At 73.1% G+C, this 15,987-nt stretch carries 20 protein-coding genes, 1 tRNA gene and 2 pseudogenes; 16 read left to right on the top strand and 7 right to left on the bottom strand.

Translation table 11 applies throughout. The features are described from left to right. Positions 1-18: 18 nt before the first annotated feature. The 4 genes from mscL (at position 19) to AC0OLQ_RS02475 (ending at position 1,508) form a co-directional block, all read left to right on the top strand. A complete protein-coding gene (gene mscL, locus AC0OLQ_RS02490; protein ID WP_484530030.1) occupies positions 19-489 on the top strand; it encodes a large conductance mechanosensitive channel protein MscL in 471 nt (156 codons plus the stop codon). Positions 490-566: 77 nt separating this feature from the next. Then, complete coding sequence (locus AC0OLQ_RS02485; protein WP_357332344.1) at positions 567-815, top strand: hypothetical protein; 249 nt, start codon at positions 567-569, stop codon at positions 813-815. A 29-nt stretch (positions 816-844) separates the two neighbouring features. Next, positions 845-1,210, top strand: coding sequence for a hypothetical protein (locus AC0OLQ_RS02480; protein WP_357203170.1), 366 nt, complete (start codon positions 845-847; stop codon positions 1,208-1,210). Between the two features lie 22 nt (positions 1,211-1,232). Continuing rightward, positions 1,233-1,508 carry a hypothetical protein gene (locus AC0OLQ_RS02475; protein WP_484530029.1) on the top strand — a complete coding sequence of 92 codons (276 nt, stop codon included), beginning with the start codon at positions 1,233-1,235 and terminating at the stop codon, positions 1,506-1,508. On the opposite strand, the gene AC0OLQ_RS02470 is transcribed toward AC0OLQ_RS02475, so the two are convergent. Further along, complete coding sequence (locus tag AC0OLQ_RS02470) at positions 1,509-2,717, bottom strand: benzoate/H(+) symporter BenE family transporter (protein WP_484530028.1); 1,209 nt, start codon at positions 2,715-2,717, stop codon at positions 1,509-1,511. Between the two features lie 58 nt (positions 2,718-2,775). Between AC0OLQ_RS02470 and AC0OLQ_RS02465 the strand changes: the two genes are divergently transcribed. The 5 genes from AC0OLQ_RS02465 to AC0OLQ_RS02445 all read left to right on the top strand — a co-directional run bounded on the left by AC0OLQ_RS02465 (position 2,776) and on the right by AC0OLQ_RS02445 (position 7,491). Further along, a complete protein-coding gene (locus tag AC0OLQ_RS02465; RefSeq protein ID WP_484530027.1) occupies positions 2,776-3,339 on the top strand; it encodes a helix-turn-helix domain-containing protein in 564 nt (187 codons plus the stop codon). A 93-nt stretch (positions 3,340-3,432) separates the two neighbouring features. Beyond that, on the top strand, positions 3,433-4,152 hold the full coding sequence (locus tag AC0OLQ_RS02460; protein WP_484530026.1) for a PP2C family protein-serine/threonine phosphatase: 720 nt from the start codon (positions 3,433-3,435) through the stop codon (positions 4,150-4,152). Positions 4,153-4,202: 50 nt separating this feature from the next. Continuing rightward, the gene (locus AC0OLQ_RS02455) at positions 4,203-5,402 is read left to right on the top strand and encodes a GNAT family N-acetyltransferase (RefSeq protein ID WP_484530025.1); all 1,200 of its coding nucleotides are present in this window, start codon (positions 4,203-4,205) and stop codon (positions 5,400-5,402) included. A 39-nt stretch (positions 5,403-5,441) separates the two neighbouring features. Next, entirely contained in the window at positions 5,442-6,191 is a 750-nt protein-coding gene (locus tag AC0OLQ_RS02450) for a ZIP family metal transporter (protein WP_484530024.1), read from the top strand. A 112-nt stretch (positions 6,192-6,303) separates the two neighbouring features. Then, positions 6,304-7,491: a hypothetical protein gene (locus AC0OLQ_RS02445; RefSeq protein WP_484530023.1), complete on the top strand. Its 1,188-nt coding sequence runs from the start codon at positions 6,304-6,306 to the stop codon at positions 7,489-7,491. A gap of 62 nt (positions 7,492-7,553) precedes the next feature. Here the strand turns inward: AC0OLQ_RS02445 and AC0OLQ_RS02440 are convergent, their stop codons facing one another. Continuing rightward, positions 7,554-8,636 (bottom strand): NAD-dependent epimerase/dehydratase family protein, encoded by a 1,083-nt coding sequence (locus tag AC0OLQ_RS02440; RefSeq protein WP_484530022.1) that lies wholly within the window; start codon positions 8,634-8,636, stop codon positions 7,554-7,556. 36 nt (positions 8,637-8,672) lie between these two features. Further along, positions 8,673-8,972 carry a hypothetical protein gene (locus AC0OLQ_RS02435; RefSeq protein WP_484530021.1) on the bottom strand — a complete coding sequence of 100 codons (300 nt, stop codon included), beginning with the start codon at positions 8,970-8,972 and terminating at the stop codon, positions 8,673-8,675. A gap of 181 nt (positions 8,973-9,153) precedes the next feature. On the opposite strand from AC0OLQ_RS02435, the gene AC0OLQ_RS02430 reads away from it, so the two are divergent. After that, a tRNA-Lys gene (locus tag AC0OLQ_RS02430) sits at positions 9,154-9,225 on the top strand. A gap of 72 nt (positions 9,226-9,297) precedes the next feature. Here AC0OLQ_RS02430 and AC0OLQ_RS02425 read toward each other — a convergent pair. Continuing rightward, a complete protein-coding gene (locus AC0OLQ_RS02425; protein WP_484530020.1) occupies positions 9,298-9,426 on the bottom strand; it encodes a hypothetical protein in 129 nt (42 codons plus the stop codon). Positions 9,427-9,747: 321 nt separating this feature from the next. Further along, a pseudogene (locus tag AC0OLQ_RS02420) lies at positions 9,748-9,873 on the bottom strand (DUF4396 domain-containing protein); the annotation flags it as partial. Between the two features lie 65 nt (positions 9,874-9,938). Between AC0OLQ_RS02420 and AC0OLQ_RS02415 the strand changes: the two are divergent. Then, positions 9,939-10,718, top strand: coding sequence for a transposase family protein (locus tag AC0OLQ_RS02415; protein ID WP_484532250.1), 780 nt, complete (start codon positions 9,939-9,941; stop codon positions 10,716-10,718). Positions 10,719-10,745: 27 nt separating this feature from the next. On the opposite strand, the gene AC0OLQ_RS02410 is transcribed toward AC0OLQ_RS02415, so the two are convergent. Next, positions 10,746-11,303, bottom strand: coding sequence for a DUF4396 domain-containing protein (locus tag AC0OLQ_RS02410; protein WP_484532249.1), 558 nt, complete (start codon positions 11,301-11,303; stop codon positions 10,746-10,748). Positions 11,304-11,804: 501 nt separating this feature from the next. Next, on the bottom strand, positions 11,805-12,269 hold the full coding sequence (locus tag AC0OLQ_RS02405; RefSeq protein WP_484530019.1) for a hypothetical protein: 465 nt from the start codon (positions 12,267-12,269) through the stop codon (positions 11,805-11,807). A gap of 43 nt (positions 12,270-12,312) precedes the next feature. On the opposite strand from AC0OLQ_RS02405, the gene AC0OLQ_RS02400 reads away from it, so the two are divergent. The 5 genes and pseudogenes from AC0OLQ_RS02400 (at position 12,313) to AC0OLQ_RS02380 (ending at position 15,953) form a co-directional block, all read left to right on the top strand. After that, positions 12,313-12,666 carry a hypothetical protein gene (locus AC0OLQ_RS02400; protein ID WP_484530018.1) on the top strand — a complete coding sequence of 118 codons (354 nt, stop codon included), beginning with the start codon at positions 12,313-12,315 and terminating at the stop codon, positions 12,664-12,666. 232 nt (positions 12,667-12,898) lie between these two features. Beyond that, positions 12,899-13,327: a hypothetical protein gene (locus AC0OLQ_RS02395; RefSeq protein ID WP_357332318.1), complete on the top strand. Its 429-nt coding sequence runs from the start codon at positions 12,899-12,901 to the stop codon at positions 13,325-13,327. A gap of 229 nt (positions 13,328-13,556) precedes the next feature. Continuing rightward, a pseudogene (locus AC0OLQ_RS02390) lies at positions 13,557-14,021 on the top strand (protein kinase domain-containing protein); the annotation flags it as partial. Positions 14,022-14,109: 88 nt separating this feature from the next. Next, on the top strand, positions 14,110-15,372 hold the full coding sequence (locus tag AC0OLQ_RS02385; RefSeq protein WP_484530017.1) for a serine/threonine-protein kinase: 1,263 nt from the start codon (positions 14,110-14,112) through the stop codon (positions 15,370-15,372). Further along, on the top strand, positions 15,357-15,953 hold the full coding sequence (locus AC0OLQ_RS02380) for an FHA domain-containing protein (RefSeq protein WP_484532248.1): 597 nt from the start codon (positions 15,357-15,359) through the stop codon (positions 15,951-15,953). The genes AC0OLQ_RS02385 and AC0OLQ_RS02380 overlap by 16 nt, the downstream gene beginning before the upstream one ends. Positions 15,954-15,987 lie beyond the last annotated feature (34 nt).

Genomic DNA, 15,987 nt, shown 5'->3' with positions numbered 1-15,987 from the left:
GACAGCACGGGAGTGTGGATGCTCAAGGGCTTCAAAGACTTCATCATGCGCGGAAACGTCGTCGACCTGGCGGTCGGCGTCGTCATCGGCGCCGCCTTCACCGGCGTGGTCACCCAGCTCACCAAGTCGTTCCTGGAACCACTGGTCCGGGTGTTCATCGCGCTGATCACCGGCAGCGAGAACGGCATCACCAGCTCGACGCCGACCTTCCGGAAGATCCCGTTCGACTGGGTGGCCTTCGTCAACGCCGCGATCACCTTCCTGCTCACCGCGGCGGCGCTGTACTTCCTGGTCGTCTACCCGATGAACAGGCTCGCCGAGCGGCGCAAGCGCGGCGAGGAGCCGCCGCCGAAGGCCCCGAGCGAGGAGGTGCGGCTGCTCACCGAGATCCGGGACGCGCTGCTCGCCGGCAACCACGCCACGCCGGGCCAGCGCGGCGCGCTGGACGACGTGCTCGGCCGCCGGCAGGAGCCGCCCGCCGGGCGCTGACGCCATAGCCGATCGGCCCCCGTGGGAATCCCGCGGGGGCCGACGTGCGTCGAACACATGTTCGATAGAGTCCCGGCATGGAGCAGCGCAGGCACTGGTGGAACGGGAAATGGGGGCGGCTGGCCCGGCGGGACGTCTTCCTCCGGGTCGACGGCGACCGCTGGCACGTCGAGCAGCGCGCCGGCGGCGCCGAGGGGGTCTCCCAGTTCTACGAGTACGCCAGCGTCGAGGAGGCCGAGGAGACGGTCCGGGCGCTGCTGGAGGGGACGGACACCTGGCGCGAGCTGTCCCCCCGCCCGCCGAGCGGCTGGGCCCCCTCCGTTTAGCGTCCGCGCGCCTCGGGAACCGCGCCTGTATGAGCCAGCAGCAGGACAGCGTCTCCCGGGTCACCACCGGAATGCGGGTGGTCGACTCCACCGGCGTCGAGGTGGGCACCGTGGATCTCGTCCAGCGCGGCGACCCGGCGGCCGTGACCGTGCAGGCGCCCGCCCCGGTGGACCCGGGCAGCAGCCTGGACGAGCTGATCGGGTCGGCGGCCGCCGAGGAGCCGGACGTCCCGGCCGACCTGGCCGCCCGGCTGCTCCGCGAGGGCTACCTCAAGGTCTCCACCGAGCTGGCCCGCACCGGCGCGGTCTACGTGCTGGCCGACCGGATCGCCGCGGTCACCGACGACGGCGTACGCCTCACCGTCCCCGCCGCCGAACTCCCTCCGGAGGAGTGACTCCCCGCCTACGGTAGGCGGCATGTGGATGGTGATCGGAGAGCAGGGCGGCACACCGGCCGGAGCGGCGGCCCGGGCCGCCCAGTTCGCGCACATGGCCGAGGTGACCCAACAGAGCCCGGGCTTCGTCCGGGGCTGGTGGGGCACGGACGAGGACGAGGCCGACCTGAGCCACGCGCTGGTCGTGCTCGACACGCTGGAGCACGCGCGGGAGCTCCGGCGGACGGTCGAGGAGAACGTCGCCGGCGTCCGCCTGCGGATCATGGAGATCGGCGTCGAGGCGGAGGGCGTCGCCTGATCAGCCCGTCCGGGCCGGGACGGCCGGTTCCGGCTCCGGCCCGGGCACCGGCGGCGTGGCGGCGCGACGGCGGCGGAACAGCAGCAGCATCAGCCAGCCGGCGACCAGCCCCCAGAACGCGCCGCCCACGCCGAGCAGGCTCACCCCGGAGGCGGTGACCACGAGGGTGACCACCGCCGCCTCCCGGGCGTCCGGCTCGGCGACCGCCGCCGCGACCGCGCCGGCCAGCGCGCCGAGCAGCGCGAGCCCGGCCACCGCCTCGACCAGGACCGGCGGGGAGAGCAGCACCAGGGCGGTCGCCACGCCGGCCCCCAGGCCGAGCAGCGCCAGGCCGATCCCGGCGGTGACCGAGGCGATCCAGCGCCGCTCGGGATCGGGGTGGGCGTCCGGGCCGGCGGCCAGCGCGGCGGTGATCGCGGCCAGGTTCACCGCGTGCCCGCCGGCCGGCGCGCCGAGCGCGGTGGCGAGCCCGGTCACCCGGAGCGCGGAGCCCAGCGGGGCACGGTAGCCGTAGCCGGCCAGCACGGCGGTGCCCGGCACGTTCTGCGCGGCCATGGTGACCAGGAACAGCGGCAGCGCCAGCCCGACCACCGCGGGCAGGGTCCAGGCCGGCGCGGTCAGCGCGACGGCCGGGGCGACGTCGATCCGGGCCGGCCCGGACGCGGTCAGCGCGATCGCCACCACCGCCACGGCGAGCGCGCCGGGCACCGCCCAGCGGCGGGCGAACCGGTGCAGCAGGAGCCAGGCGAGCACCACCGGCCCGGCCAGCCGGGGCACCTCGACCAGGGCCCGGACGGGCGCCATGCAGAGCGGCAGCAGCACCCCGGCGAGCATGGCGCTGGCGATCGGCGCGGGGATCGCGGCGACCGCCCGGCCCAGTGCGGGAACGAGCCCGGCCGCGACGATCAGCAGGCCGGTGAGCAGGAACGCGCCGACCGCCGCCGGCCAGCCGCCGGGCACCGGTCCGGTGGCGACGAGCAGCGCGGCGCCCGGGGTGGACCAGGCGATGGCCAGCGGCAGCCGGTGCCGCAGGCCGAGCCAGACCGCGCAGCAGCCGCTGGCCACGCAGAGGGCGAGCAGCCCGGAGGCGGCCTGCGCCCGGTCCGCGCCGACCGCGCGCAGCCCGGCGAGCACGACCGTGAACGAGCTGGCGAAGCCGACCAGGGCGGTCACCACGCCGGCCAGCACGGGTTGGAGTCGACCGGCCATGGGCTCCCCTCCTCACCGTTCCGTTTACGGAACGCGCTGATGTAGCACCATAGCCCCCATGGCAACTGCCTCACCAGCCGGTGACCGGACCGGCGAAGCCGTCGGCCGGCGGATCCGCGCCCTCCGCGAGGAGCGGGAGATGTCGCTGTCCACGCTCGCCCGGCTGGCCGGCGTCGGGAAGGCCACCCTCTCCGGGCTGGAGAACGGCACCCGCAACCCCACCCTGGAGACCCTCTACGCGATCACCGCCCAGCTCGGCGTGCCGCTCACCGCCGTGCTCTCCGGGCCGGCCGGGACGCCGACCGTACGCGGCGCCGCGGTGGGCGCCACCCTGCTGGAGGTGTTCAACGACACCGACGCGACCTACGAGCTGTACCGGATGCGGGTCAGCCCCGGCCCGGCGCAGCTCTCCCCCGCGCACCAGGCCGGCGTCACCGAACACGTCACCGTCTTCTCCGGCGTGCTCCGCGCCGGCCCGGTGGACGCCCCGCTGACCGCGGGCCCGGGCGAATACCTCCGCTGGACCTCCGACGTGCCGCACAGCTACGCCGCCGTCGGCGACGAAATGGTCCGGGCGAGCCTGCTGCTGCGCTATCCCCGAACGGCCACTGTGGATGGTTGATACATACTGCGTGTGCAAGCCCGCGACATTTCTTTCAGCAGACCCAGCAGTGCGTAGAGACGCGGAGCGGGTGTTCTTGGCAAGCTTGTCTCCATGACGCTCATCCTCCGCTCGGCCATCCTGAACGACGTCGGCCTCGTCCGGACCAACAACGAGGACTCCGCCCTCGCCGGTGACCGCCTGGTTGCGGTGGCCGACGGCATGGGTGGCCTCCCCGCCGGCGAGGTGGCCAGCGAGATCGTCATCCGCATCCTGGACGAGCTGACCCCGCCGACCGTGCCGGACGAGGCCGCCGACGCGCTGCGCGCCGTGGTGAGCACCGCGAACCAGCGCATCCGCGCGGCCATCACGGTCGACCCGACGCGCGACGGCATGGGCACCACGCTGACCGCCGGCCTGCTCGCCAGCGACACCCTGGTCCTCGCCCAGGTCGGCGACTCCCGCTGCTACCTGCTGCGGGACAACGAGCTGAGCCAGCTCACCCGGGACGACACCTTCGTGCAGGCGCTGGTCGACCAGGGCGCACTATCCCCCGACCAGGCCCGCCACCACCCGCAGCGCTCGCTGGTCACCCGGGCGGTGCAGGGCTCGGACGCGCCGCCGGCCGTCGGGGTGCTCACCGTGTTCGCCGGCGACCGGCTGCTGCTGTGCAGCGACGGCCTCTCCGACTACGTGGAGGACGCCGCCATCGCCTCGGCGCTGGCCACCTACGGCGACCGGCAGCAGTGCGGCGAGCAACTGGTGAAGCTCGCCCACCAGGCCGGCGCGCCCGACAACGTCACCGTGGTGGTCTCCGACGTCACCGAGGCCTGAGCCCGCCGATTCAGGTTGCGCCGCTCCGGGCGTCGGGTTGGGATGAACGGATGCGCATTCGCCGGTTGGCCGCCGAGGAACGCCTCACCACCAGCTTCCCGCTCCAGGCGTACGCCTTCGAGACATCGCCGATGGCGGCGTCGCGGACCGAGGAGTTCCGCGAGTACCTGCCGTACAACGCGGGCAACCGGACGCTGGTGGTCGAGGAGGACGGGGTCACCACGGCCGCCGTCTCCGCGGTCCCGATGCGGCAGAACCTGCGCGGCGCCGTGCTGCCCATGGCCGGCGTCGCCGGGGTGGCCACCCACCCGCTGGCCCGCCGGCGCGGGCACGTGCGGACGCTGCTGCACCGGCTCCTCGACGAGATGCGCGACGAGGGGCATCCGCTCACCGCGCTCTACCCCTTTCGCGCCTCGTTCTACGAGCGCTTCGGCTACGTCGGGCTGCCCCGCCGGCGTACCGCGGTCTTCGCCCCGGCGGACCTGGCCCCGCTGCTCCGCGCCGAACTGCCCGGCGTGGTGGTCTGGGAGCGGGTCGGCGCCGGCTACGACCGCTGGCGGGCGTACACCGAGCGTTGCCTGCGCGGGCGGCACGGGTTCGCGATCTTCCCCGACTTCCGGGCGGCCGGGCTGCGCGACCGGGACGACCGCTGGCTGCTCACCGCCGTGCGGGACGGCGAGACGGTCGGCGCGGTCACCTACCGGATCGACGACCACGGCGGCGCGCTGATCGCCGACGACCTGCTGGCCGACGACCCGTACGCTCGGGCGTCGCTGCTCCAGTTCTTCGCCCGCCACGTCGACCAGGTGGAGCGGATCAGCGTCGAGCTTCCCGCCGACGAGCTGCCCGAGCTGTGGCTCACCGACCTCGCCGTGCACGTCGAGGCGCGGGTGGCCCGGCCCGGCTCGCCCGCCCCGATGGCCCGGCTGCTCAGCCTGGACGCGCTCGCCGGCCGGCCCGCCGGGACCGGCCGGACCGCCGTCGAACTGGTCGGCGACCGCTGGCTCGCCGGCACCCACCTGCTCGACGGCGCCACCGGCACGCTGGAGGTCCTCCCCGGCGACACCGCCGCCGCGGGCACCGTGCCGACCGCGCGGCTCACTGCGGCCGGGCTCTCCGCCCTGGCGTACGGGGTGCTCGAACCGGCCGAGGTGGCCGTGCGCGGCCTCGGCGAGGTGCCGGTGGACGCGGCCGCCGAGCTGCGCCGGATCTTCCCGCGATCACTGCCCTACCTGTTCGCCGACTTCTGAGTCCGTTTTCCGTTCGCCCGCCGGGGGTAGGGTGCTGCGGTGCCAGGGTGGTGGGAAGCGGGATGGTGGGGTCTGCTGGCCGGGTCCGCTCTGCTGATCGGGGCGTTCGCCGGGTTCTCCGCGCAGGTGCCGCGCCGGATCACCGCCTCAGTCATGGCGTTCGGCGCGGGGGTGTTGCTCTCCGCCGTCTCCTTCGAGCTGATCGCCGACGCGCACGAGCGGGGCGGGCTGGCGCCGGTGGTGATCGGGGCGGCGATCGGGGCGCTCGCGTACACCGCGGCGAACGTCCTGCTGGCCCGGCGCGGGGCGCGGCACCGGAAGCGCTCCGGCGACGAGCAGCCCTCCGAGCAGGAGCAGCCCGGGTCGGGTGCGGCCATCGCGGTCGGCGCGGTGCTCGACGGCGTACCGGAGTCGGTGGTGATCGGGGCGAGCCTGCTGGCCGGCGGCCGGGTCAGCCTGGTCACGGTGCTCGCGGTCTTCCTCAGCAACGTGCCGGAGGGGCTGTCCAGCGCGGCCGGTATGCGCCAGGCCGGGCGGACCCGGCGCTACGTCTTCCTGCTCTGGACGGCGATCACCCTGGTCTCCGGCGCGTCGGCCCTGGCCGGGTACGCACTGCTCGGCGGCGCCCCGCCCGAGGTGCTGGCCGCCATCACCGCGCTCGCGGCCGGCGCGATCCTCGCGATGATCACCGACACGATGATCCCGGAGGCGTTCGAGGACGCCCACCTGCTGGTCGGCCTGATCACCGTGCTCGGCTTCCTGATCGGGTTCGCGCTGTCCCAGAGCTGACGCGGGTCGCCGGCAGGTGAGCCGACCACCGGCGCGGCCGGGTGGCTTAGCGGCGGGTTAAGGATCCCCTCCGGAGTCGTGCGGCGGCCCGCGGTCCTCCTAGCATCGGGCGGTGCGCGTGAAGTCCGCTGTCACCCTCCTCGTCCTCGGTCTCGCCACCGCGGCCCTGCCCGCCTGCGGAGGTGACCGACCGGCCGGCCCGCCCGCGCCGGTCGCCGCGACCGGCACCGCCGCCGGCCCGACGGCCGCCCCCGCCGGCAGCCCGAGCGCCCGGGCCGGTCTCGGCACCGCCAAGGCCAGCGCCGCTCCCTCGGCGGGCGCGTTCCGCGCCGGCAACCCGGACGGCCACGCCCCCGTGCCCGCCGAGGCGCGGGCGGTGGACACCTCGCGCCCGACCCGTACGGTCGGCACCGGCACCCCGGCGAGCTGCACCTCAGAGGCGGTGGTCAAGGCCGTGGCGGCCGGCGGAATCATCACCTTCGACTGCGGCCCGGCCCCGGTGACCATCCGGATGAAGGCGACCGCGAAGGTGGTCAACTCGCACGGCCCGCGGTTCGTGCTGGACGGCGGCGGCAAGGTCACCCTGAGCGGAGGTGGCGAGCGCCGCATCCTCTACCAGAACACCTGCGACCAGGCCCAGGGCTGGACCACCTCGCACTGCCAGAACCAGGACCAGCCGCAGCTCACGGTGCAGAACCTGACCTTCGCCGACGGCAACGCCACCGGCGACCGGACCGAGGGCGGCGGGGGCGGCGCGATCTTCGTACGCGGCGGCCGGTTCAAGGTGGTCAACACGCGCTTCGTGGACAACCGCTGCGACCGGACCGGCCAGGACCTGGGCGGCGCGGCGCTGCGCGTGCTCAGCCAGTACGAGAACCGGCCGGTCTACGTGGTGAACAGCAGCTTCACCGGCGGCGTCTGCGCGAACGGCGCGGCGACCAGCAGCATCGGCGTCTCCTGGACGGTGCTGAACAGCGTCTTCCGCGACAACCGGGCGGTCGGCAGCGGCGCGAACCCGGCCCGGGCCGGCACCCCCGGCGGCGGCAGCGGCGGCGCGATCTACTGCGACGGCAACGAGTTCACCGTCCGGATCGCCGGCACGATCATCGAGGGCAACACGGCGAACGAGGGCGGCGGCGCCGTCTTCTTCGTCAGCAACAACCGCACCGGCACCCTGAAGATCGAAAGCTCGACCCTCCGCCGCAACCCCAGCAAGGGCTTCGAGACGAAGGGCTACCCCGGCATCTTCTTCCTCGGCGCCCACCCGCCCACGGTCACCGGCTCCCGCCTGTCGCGTTGATCAAGAGGTTTGCGTCAAAGCCGATCTCCTCCGGGACGCGAACTCCTTGATCGGCTTGCTGGTCAGTAGGGGTTGGGGTGGCCGGGGAGGCGGGCCTTCAGGAGAGCGGTGGGACGGCCGGGGAGGGTCGGGTCCGCCGACATCGGCGGGGAACTGGTGCCCGTGCGGTGGGACATGCCCTCGAAGAGCTCCTTCAGGGCCGTGACGGCGTCGACCCGGGGCGTCCAACCCAGTTCCGTCTCGGCGCGCTCGCTCGACATGAGCGGGACGTTCAGCGCCAGGTCGACCCAGCCGGTGTCGACCGGTTGCAGCCGCGCCCGCCAGGTCAACGCGGCCGCCGCGCGCAGCACCGGGGTGGCGACCGGCACCGTCCAGCCGTGGAAGTGCCGGGCCACCAGCTCCGGGGTCAGCACCGGGTCCGCGGCCACGTTGAAGGCGCCGCGCGCATCACCCAGCACCGCCCTGGCGTACGCGTCGGCCACGTCGTCGGCGTGCACCGCCTGCATGCGCAGCCGCCGGTTCGTCGGGACCAGCGGGATCCGGCCGTAGCGCAGCAGCCGGACCGGCGCCAGCGGGCCCATGAAGTAACGCCGGATCTCCGTGCCGGCGTCCCGCTGGAAGGTCAGCCCCGGGCGCAGCCGGACCACCCGCAACTCCGGCCGCTCCCGCTGCACGTCGTCCAGCAGCGCCTCCACCTCGGCCTTGTCCCGGCTGTACGACGACGTCTCCACCCCGGTCGCCGGCCAGTTCTCGCTCACCGGGTGGTCCTTCGGGCCGGGCGCGTAGGTGCCGACCGACGAGGCGTACACCAGGGCGGAGACGCCGGCCCGGACGGTGGCCTCGAACACCGCGCGGCTGCCCCCGACGTTGGTCCGGTGCAGGACGCGCTGGTCGTGGCTGGGCTGGATCTGCCAGGCCAGGTGCACCACGGCCGTCGCCCCCGCGAAAGCCGCGGCCAGCTTCTCGGCCCCGTCGGGCGCCCCCACGTCGCAGGAGTGCCACTCCACCCCCTCGTACGGCTCACCGGCGTCCGGCCCGGGCAGCCGGCGGGCCACCCCGACCAGCTCCGCCCCGGACTCCCTTCGCAGCCGCCGCAGCAGCGCCGTCCCCACGTTGCCGCTGGCCCCCACGATCACGATGCGCATACCGGTGCGGTACCCGCTGAAGCGGACAGCAACCGCTCACGGACGGGGGTTCGTACGCTCCCAGGCCTTCTCCCCCTCGCGGCGGCCCTGGGTGGCGGCCAGGCAGCGCGGACAGACGTAGCCCTCCGGGTCCGCCTCAGTGAGCACGTCGGTGTCCGAGTAGTCGAAGGGCACGTGGGGGAAACGGCGCAGCCGGGTACGGCTGAGCTGGAGGCCGCAGACGGTCTGGTTCTGGCCCGGCAGCCAGGCGTGCACCTCGCCACCGGGGCGGCGCACGCCGTCGTCCCCGGCCACCTCGCTGGAGGCCGCCACGGCGGCCGTACTGCTCACCCTCATGCGTGTCCGATTCCCCACCGGGGCGTCGTCATGCGCGGCGGGTGCGGCGCCGGCTCGGCGAGGTGGCGGGGTCCGGACGGCTTTGACACCGCCAGGTCGGCGAGCTGGTGGCGAGTCTGAAGATCGACAGGTGGCGGAGGCGGAAGCCCGGCGCGAGCGGGTTCCGGTAGCCTGGGCGGACGGGCCGCTAGCTCAATGGCAGAGCTGTGGACTTTTAATCCATAGGTTCAGGGTTCGAGTCCCTGGCGGCCCACTCCTCCGCAGGTCAGCGGCCCTGATCAGGGTCGCTGCCGCCGTGATCGAGGCTGGTACAGCAGTAGGCGCTTCACCGGTCCAGCGCCTGGCCGAGCCGCTTGAGGGCGTCGCAGGTGGCCGCCGACGAGACCACCGTGTAGATCTCCATAGTGATGGCGAACTGCGCGGTCCGACGGCTGCCAGGCCGCGCCGCCGACATCCCGGGCGGCGGTCTGCCCGGCGCGGCGGCGGCCGAGGGCCACGGTGCAGATGTCCGGCAGCGGCATGGTGGCGTCCGAAGCGGCCGTCTTCGTCTCCCGGTGCAGCAGCTCGGCACCGACCCGCAACGGCGACAGCAACGGGTAGTACGGGGACGGCCGCCGACCGCCGATCGCGGACAGTCGCCTGAGGTCGCGGATGTGGACGGACCTCGCCGGACGAAGTGCCCAGAACTTACAAACGAGGGGTTGGGCAACGGCTTCAGGGGGCGGGCCTCATCCCACAAGAATCCAACCTGACCCACATGCCAGTTGCCGCTCGACTATCGCGTGCGGTCTGGTCCGCGCCGTGGCGCTACTTTGATTCCGCGACGGACCAGCCAGGCGGTGGCGGGCCATGCGGCGACGAAACCACAGGCCAGCCCGATTTGGATGAAGAACCAGAATACCGGGCTAAGGGATGTCTCGTAACCCTGGCGTCCGTCTCTTGAGGATGATCGGGCAGGATGCCCGGGTGCAGGTGATCACCGCAACCCACCCTGAGTGGATCTTCCCGTTCACCGGGCTGCAGCCCGCCCAGTTCCGCAAGCTGGTCCGGCTGGTCGCCGAGCGTGGCGGTGACGCCATCGCCGACGGCCGGCCGGGCCGGCAGTGGGCCCTGGACCTCGCCGACCGGGTGCTGCTGGTGGCCACCTACTGGCGCACGAACCTGACGATGCGCCAGATCGGCCCGCTGTTCGGGGTGTCGCACTCCGCAGCGCACCGGGTCATCGACACCCTTGCGCCGCTACTGGCCCTCGCGCCGGTGCGCAAACGGCCAGTCGAGCAAATCGCCATCGTCGACGGCACCCTGATCCCCACCCGCGATCACCGCCTGGCCGCCCGGAGCAAAAACTACCGCTACTCGGCGAACCTGCAGGTCGCCATCGACGCCAGCACCCGCCTGGTCATCGCCATCGGCGACCCACAACCCGGCAACCGCAACGACACCATCGTCTACCGCACCAGCGGCATCGACCAGAAACTGGACGGGCGCCCGGTGATGGCCGACGGCGGCTACCGCGGCAACCCCGAGGTGATCATGCCGTACCGCAAGCCCGCCGACGGCAGCGACCTCCCGGACTGGAAGGAAGCCCTGAACGTCGAACACCGCAGGGTCCGAGCAGGGGTCGAACACGCCCTGGCCAGGATGAAGTGCTTCACGATCCTGCGCGACTACCGCCGCGCCGCCCACACATTGGCCGACGCCACTTCCGGCATCGCCAACCTCCACAACATCATCCTCGCTGGCTGACCACCGGTCCGGCGTCGGGCAACGCCTTCACCCAGTTACGAGACGTCCCTTAGTTGGATCCATTGATGGCTCCGCGGCAGTGACATTCCGTGAGATCGCCAACCAGATAAACAGAGCTATCTCGAAGGCGGTCACAGCGAGTAGATCAGCCTTGGCGACGGTCACCAATGCGTCCAACATCCTTTGCCGGCCCCTGCGAACCGAGGCGAAGTATCGGAACGTCACACCTACGGTAACCGCCCCTGAATAGTCACTGATGTAGCCGGCCCACAGCGTGTCACCCCCTATTCTGATGCCACTGACAGATACCACCACCTCACCCAGGATGACGCCAAGAGCGCAGTGGGCGCCGCATACACAAAGGCCGGTCAGAATGGCTATCTGCCGTGGCCGTTTCGGCGGCCTGCCGTGTCGCTGCTGCCACCGGGGTGACTGTGGCCTAGCCCAACGCCGGTACGCCGCGATGGCGGCTGGGCCGAGATAGAGCCCGGTTACGGGCCAGACAAACTCCGTGATCTTGACCGGCTGGCGATACCCGAGGACGCGGGTGTCGACGACGATCAAGGCTGAACTAACTAACCCCACACCGAGCGCGATCCACGACAGCAACTCCAGCAACGTAAGTTGCACGGCTGCCCCCTTCTTGTGCACGACGTAACGACGTAGCGCTAGCGCGGGCGTGTGGAACAAGCATGAGATAACGAAGCCACGCGGGCTCAGGCTTTCCGGGTTTTACTCGGACCGCTGATGAGAGGCGCCGTTGCGTTGTGGGATCGGCGGATGTGTCGGACCGGTGTGGGGTCACCGCATCAGATCGCTTGGGGGAGTTCGGCGAACGCAGAGGCGGCCCGCAGAGCGGGCGGGGTGTCGATGGCGAGTTCGTAGTGTCCGCGGCGGAGGGCGCCACCGCGAAGCTGGAGCAGTCAGAAGGCAGCGGAAGCGCCAATAACCAATGGCGAGAGACGACACGGAAACGCGGCCGGGTGCTACGACGAGCACCAGTTGACACGAGCTGACATCTATTGATGACAGCGCGCGGCGTCGCACCGAAGAGGCCACTGGTTAGATCCCACGTTGAAGGGCGCGTCAGGAATGACGGAACCATGCTCGGGCGGAGGCGGGAACCAGCACGAGCAGCGCCACCGATGCGCCGTACACTATCGGTAGAAATCCGAAATTGCTGGACCCGAGCGAATTCAGCCCCGATAGCAGAACCAGCACGCCGAGCACCACGGCCACGATCCGGGACCCACGCCAACCGCGCCAAAGCCCGTACCCGATTGACGCGCAGACACCCACGCCGACCAAGGCGAGCAGTAGCACTGGCACCAGATTCCGGGCCTCGAACTCGGTCACCACCAGGACGAGCAACCCGAGTGGCACCAGCGCGCCAGCGGCAACGAGCAGTGCGGCGATGAGCACCGGCGCGGGTGGCCGGGACGAGACCCAGGCGCTCCCGTCCGGAGAGCTGCCAGTAGCAGCTCGACGGCGGTCATTATCAATGCCCACACCGGACAAGCTATCCGACAAACGCGCGAGCGGCAGGCCCACGCACGTCGCTGCATACGGCAGGTTGCCACCGTACGATGCGCCGGTGATCCAGCAGACGAAGGTCCGCCCGCCGCGCCCGGTGTTGGCTGCGCTGGCGGTCCTGACCGTGGGCTACGTCACGGTCGTCGCTTATGTACCTTGGACCGACGCCGTCAATATCACCGGCAGCCTGATCGTCACCGCCATTGGCGCCGCATTGATCTACGGCGTGTGGCGGGGTAACCCGTTGGCGCAGGGCGTCGTCGTCCTGGGGATGGCCGGCAACCTGATAGTCGGCTTTTTCGAGCCGGCCGGGATCGGACGGCTGCGGGGCCGGCAACATGGTGGCAGCCCTGGCCGTCGCCGTACTGCTGCTGGTGCCCGAGTCGTCACGGAAGTGGTTCGCTGGCCCCTCTGACGACTCCGCTCCAGACCCCGTTTCTGCGAGCGACCAGCCGTTTGACCTCGAGGCGCTGTGGGCGGAGACGGACGCTGGCGAGCGTCGGTAGTTCGAGGCGTGGGCCGGCGGGTACGTCGTCGACGCCGGCACGGCAGGGGAGCAAACCCTCCCCGCTTCGTCACCTGTCGGCCGCGCACCGACCCTGGTTGTCTCTCTGACGACGGGATCTTGAGAGAAAGCAGGGTTTCCCATGTCGATGCTCCGCCGTACCCTCGCCAGCGCGACCGTGGCCCTCGCCGCCAGCGCCGTGGCCGTGGTCGACGCGTCCCCGGCGCTGGCCAGCACCCCGGCGAGCTGCTCCAGCGTCCGCCAGATCGGCACGACCCGGGTGCTGACGGTCGGCGGTATGCAGGCCGCGTCGGTGAAGCAGTACTACGGCTGCGGTTACAACTACGCCTACATCTACGTCTGGGAGCAGTACCGGGCCAGCCACTCGAGCTGGGACCTGTACGTGCACGTCATCGACGAGTCGGACAGCGGCACCGACTACGGGGTGGGCGAGCTGAGCAACACCACCCGGGCGGAGCTGTGGGGCAGGCCGGCGAACACCGCCGCGCACTGCACCCACGTCACCGGCTACCTGAACTCGACGGGCGGGTCGACCAGCACGGTCTGCTGACCTTCGCCCGCCCGACGTCCCGGGCCGGGCCTGGGGGCGGCCCGGGACACCCCTGGTTCCACAACGACCACCGATCCGCCGAGGGGGGCGGGGCCGGCCGACCGGCCGGCCCCGGTGGCGACACTCGACGGTCCGTGCCCTGGCCGGGGCACGGACCGTCGGCGTCGGCGCCGAAGGGTGCACCCGACCGCCGGAGGCCGTCCCGACCCGTCGGTAGCATTCAGTGGCGATGGTCCACAGCGAACAGCCGGTGACGCACCGGCCCGATGCCGGCTCCGGCCCCGGCATCGACCTGGGGATCGCCGGGTGCACCGACGCCGTCGAGGTCGGGCGGGGCGGGTTCGGCGTGGTCTACCGGGCCTGGCAGGCCGACTACTCCCGCTGGGTGGCCGTGAAGGTGCTCGCCGCCGACTGGGCCGGGCCGTCGCGGGCCCGCTTCGAGCGGGAGCTGCGCACCCTGGGCCGGCTCTCCGACCATCCGCACATCGTCACGCTGCACCAGGCCGGCCGGACCGCCGCCGGCAATCCGTACCTGCTGATGGCGTACGAGGAGGGCGGCTCGCTGGGCGAGCGGCTGCGCCGCGCAGGGGCGGGTGACTGGCGGGCGGCCGTCGCTGGAGGCATCGCGGTGGCCGGCGCGCTGGAGACCGCGCACCGGGCCGGGGTCCTGCACCGCGACGTGAAGCCCGAGAACATCCTGGTCTCCGCGTACGGGGAGCCGAAGCTGGCCGACTTCGGCCAGGCCCGCCCCGGCACGGAGCGCCCCCGGCATCCGCGGGACGGTGACCGCGAGCGTGCTGCACGCCGCACCGGAGGTGCTGCGCGGCGAGCCGACCTCGGTGGCCGCCGACGTCTACGCGCTGGCCTCGACCGTGCTGCACTGGATCCGCGGCGCCCCGCCCTTCGCCCCCACCGAGGGGGAATCCACCGATGCCCTGCTGCGCCGGATCGCCGCCGACCCGGTGCCGGACCTGCGCCCGCTCGGCGTACCCGATGGGGTGTGTGCGGCGCTGGAGCGCGCGCTGGCCAAGGATCCGGCGCGGCGGCCGGCGTCGGTCGCGGAGTTCGCCGGGGAGTTGCGGGCGGCGCAGGCGGCGGCCGGGCTGCCGGTGACCCCGTTCGTCCCCGGCGACGTGGCGGCCGACGCCGGGGCACGGCCGACACCGCCGGCCGGCCCGGCCCCGTCGCTCTCGGCCCGCCGCCGCGCGGCCCTCGCCCTCTCCGCCACGGTGGCGCGGCCCTCCGGGGTACGCCGGCGCGCGCTGCGCCGGGCGGTCGGCCTGCTCGTGGCGGTGGCGGCGGTGCTGGCCACCGGGTACGCGCAGGCCCCGCCCCCACCCGCCCCGGTGACCCTGCCCGAGCGGGTCGAGCTGGGCGAGCTGACCCTGTACGCGGAGTCGGCGGAGCGACCGGTGCGGGTGCGCAACCGCACCGGCCACCCGGTGGTCCTGGGCGGGGTGACGGTGGGTGGCCCGGCCCGGGGCGAGCTGCGGGTCGTCGCGGACGGGTGCGGGTCGCGCCGGCTCGCCCCGGGGGCCGGCTGCGAGGTGCGGCTGGTCGCCGTGCCCCGGGTGGCCGGCCCGGTGCGGGCGGTGCTGGAGCTGACCGTGGCCGGCCGGCGGCTCACCACGCCGCTCGCCGGCACGGCCACGCCCCGCAAGGCCAGCCAGGACGACGCCCCGCCCGGCCGCTGCTACGCCGACGCCTACCAGATCGGCACCTCCGCCTACGGGTACGCGGGCGGGCTGCGTGCCATCTCGGTCAAGCAGTACTGGTCGCCGAGCTGCCGGGCCGCGATGGCCTACGTCTGGGTGTGGAAGCAGTACCGGGACAACGTGTCGGCCGGCGGCGGCACCTGGACCGTCGACCTGGCGGTGCGGGCGGGCGGGCCGCGGGCGCGGCAGCGCGCCACCGGCCAGCCGTACGAGCTGTGGACCGAGCCCTGGCCGTCGGCGGGGCGGTGCGTCACGGCCACGGCGACGGCGACCGTCACCCGCTCGGGCGCGGTGACCACGGCGACCACCGAGCCGTGGTGCGACCGGTGACCGGCGGCTGGTTCGAGGTGCACGGCAGCGGCCCGGTGCGCCTCGTCCCGCTCAGCGTGGACGCCCTGACCATCGGCCGGGCCCCCGGCAACGAGCTGCCCATCGACAGCCGGCTGGTCTCCCGGCTGCACGCGCTGGTCGAGCGCTTCCCGTCCGGCTGGATCATCCGCGACCTGGGCAGCACCAACGGCACCACGGTCAACGGGGCGCCGCTGCGCGAGGCCCGCACCCTGCACGACGGCGACCGGGTGGAGATCGGGCCGGCGCGGCTGGTGTTCCGGGCCCCCGGGCAGCTCACCGGCACCTGCACGGTGGGCGTCGAGCCGCCGCCCGCCCCGCCGGCGCTGACCCGCCGGGAACGGGAGCTGCTCGACGCGCTGTGCCGCCCGTATCTGGCCGGGGGCGACACCTTCCCGGAGCCGCCGGCGGTGCGGGCGCTGGCCGGCGCGCTGGGCGTCAGCGAGAGCGCGGTGAAGAAGCACCTGACCCGGCTCTACGACAAGTTCGGCTTGCTCAGCAACGACGACCGGCGCCGGTCCCGGCTGGCCGCCGAGGCCGTCCGCCGGGCCGCGGTGAGCTGACCGGGGCAGCGACCTCGCCCTGGTCTGTAGCGCT

It is taken from the genome of Micromonospora sp. Utrum1 (assembly GCF_057197805.1).
The sequence above is the reverse complement of the archived record's forward strand: the minus strand, read 5'-3'. Positions and strand labels throughout refer to the sequence as shown.

Coding starts and splice junctions, on each gene's coding strand:
- AC0OLQ_RS02460 (WP_484530026.1), top strand. CDS start 3,433: ATGACGCTCATCCTCCGCTCGGCCATCCTGAACGACGTCGGCCTCGTC.
- AC0OLQ_RS02425 (WP_484530020.1), bottom strand. CDS start 9,426: ATGTCGGCGGCGCGGCCTGGCAGCCGTCGGACCGCGCAGTTCGCCATC.
- AC0OLQ_RS02465 (WP_484530027.1), top strand. CDS start 2,776: ATGGCAACTGCCTCACCAGCCGGTGACCGGACCGGCGAAGCCGTCGGC.
- AC0OLQ_RS02480 (WP_357203170.1), top strand. CDS start 845: ATGAGCCAGCAGCAGGACAGCGTCTCCCGGGTCACCACCGGAATGCGG.
- AC0OLQ_RS02435 (WP_484530021.1), bottom strand. CDS start 8,972: ATGAGGGTGAGCAGTACGGCCGCCGTGGCGGCCTCCAGCGAGGTGGCC.
- AC0OLQ_RS02470 (WP_484530028.1), bottom strand. CDS start 2,717: ATGGCCGGTCGACTCCAACCCGTGCTGGCCGGCGTGGTGACCGCCCTG.
- AC0OLQ_RS02485 (WP_357332344.1), top strand. CDS start 567: ATGGAGCAGCGCAGGCACTGGTGGAACGGGAAATGGGGGCGGCTGGCC.
- mscL (WP_484530030.1), top strand. CDS start 19: ATGCTCAAGGGCTTCAAAGACTTCATCATGCGCGGAAACGTCGTCGAC.
- AC0OLQ_RS02395 (WP_357332318.1), top strand. CDS start 12,899: ATGTCGATGCTCCGCCGTACCCTCGCCAGCGCGACCGTGGCCCTCGCC.
- AC0OLQ_RS02455 (WP_484530025.1), top strand. CDS start 4,203: ATGCGCATTCGCCGGTTGGCCGCCGAGGAACGCCTCACCACCAGCTTC.
- AC0OLQ_RS02440 (WP_484530022.1), bottom strand. CDS start 8,636: ATGCGCATCGTGATCGTGGGGGCCAGCGGCAACGTGGGGACGGCGCTG.
- AC0OLQ_RS02475 (WP_484530029.1), top strand. CDS start 1,233: ATGTGGATGGTGATCGGAGAGCAGGGCGGCACACCGGCCGGAGCGGCG.